Below are 1,404 nucleotides of genomic sequence, written 5' to 3'. Positions count from 1 at the left end.
GTATCGGACCGTTCTCGGTGCGCGGTTGCTGGACTCCGACGTCCGCATGACACGCTCATGACAGAATGCACGACCGCGCAGGCGCGACGGCACCACCCCGCGACGGCACCACATCCGCACATCCCGCGACTGCGCGCCACCGTACGAATCAGCTGTTCAGGGGGATTTCTTCCATGCGATCGATACGTCCGCTGCTGGCCGCCACCGGCCTCGTCGCGGCGCTCACACTGACGGCCACGGCCTGCGGCCCCGAGGAGGACGCCGCGGCCGCCAAGCCGTCTGCCACCGGGGCGGCGGAGAAGGACCCCGCCGCCGGACTTCCCGGTGATCTGGGCGACGCCCTGGAGAAGCACGGGGTGGACCCGGAGAAGTGGAAGAACGGCGAGTGGAAGAACTGGGACAAGGACGGCTGGCTCCGCAAGGCCGAGGACTTCGTCAACCCGGTCATCGACGGCCTGTGGAAGCCGGAGCGGATGGCCGCGGCCGACGAGCCCGCCAAGACGATGGCGGCCGGTGACCTCTCCGCCGGTCAGGACGTCAGCGACCCGGAGCCCGCGCCGGTGCGAGCCAAGCCGGAGAAGACCCCGTACCACCGCTACGCCGCCCCGGTCGGCAAGGTCTTCTTCGACTCCCCCAAGGGCTCCATGGTCTGCTCGGGCACGGTCGTGAAGGACCCGAAGAACCCCGGGAAGTCCAACCTCGTGTGGACCGCCGGACACTGCGTGCACGCGGGCGCGGGCGGCGGCTGGTACCGCAACATCGTCTTCGTGCCCTCGTACAACGACCAGGGCAAGAACGCGGCGCAGCTGCGGACCGCGCAGCCGCAGGAGGTCGCCCCGTACGGCACCTACTGGGCGGACTGGGCCGCGTCCTCCGGCGAGTGGATCTCCGGCGGCGGCCCGACGGGCGGGGCCGGTGCGCCGTACGACTACGCGGTGCTGCACGTGAAGCCCGAGAACGGGACCAAGTCCCTGGAGGAGACGGTGGGCAACGCGCTGCCGGTCTCCTTCGACGCTCCGGAGATCCAGCAGATCAGCGGCATGGGCGCCTGGGGCTACCCGGCAGGTCCGCCGTACGACGGGCTGCTGATGCACCAGTGCGTCGACCGTCCCGGCCGGCTCTCGATCGCCCCGGGAACCCCGACCATGTACCGGATCGGCTGCACCATGACGGGCGGCTCCTCCGGCGGCGGCTGGTTCGTCGCCGGGCCGGACGGGAAGTCGATGCTGGTCTCCAACACCTCGATCGGTCCGGTCACTTCGGGCTGGCTGGCGGGACCGCGGCTCGGCGAGGACGCCCGGCGCACCTTCGCGACGATGAGCGACAAGTTCGCGGGGCAGTAGTCAGGATTCTGCGACTGCACGCCGAAGGCCCGGTCCGAACTCTCCGGAGAGTTCGGACCTC

Annotated in this window: 1 protein-coding gene; it reads left to right on the top strand. The window is 70.5% G+C overall.

Annotated features, from left to right (window positions below):
* Window positions 1–173 precede the first annotated feature (173 nt).
* Complete coding sequence (locus ACFWM7_RS35275; RefSeq protein ID WP_383268870.1) at window positions 174–1,343, top strand: trypsin-like serine peptidase; 1,170 nt, start codon at window positions 174–176, stop codon at window positions 1,341–1,343.
* Window positions 1,344–1,404 lie beyond the last annotated feature (61 nt).

It is taken from the genome of Streptomyces sp. NPDC058375 (assembly GCF_042723425.1).
In the GTDB taxonomy this organism is placed as follows: Bacteria; Actinomycetota; Actinomycetes; order Streptomycetales; family Streptomycetaceae; genus Streptomyces; species Streptomyces durocortorensis.
The sequence above is the reverse complement of the archived record's forward strand: the minus strand, read 5'-3'. Positions and strand labels throughout refer to the sequence as shown.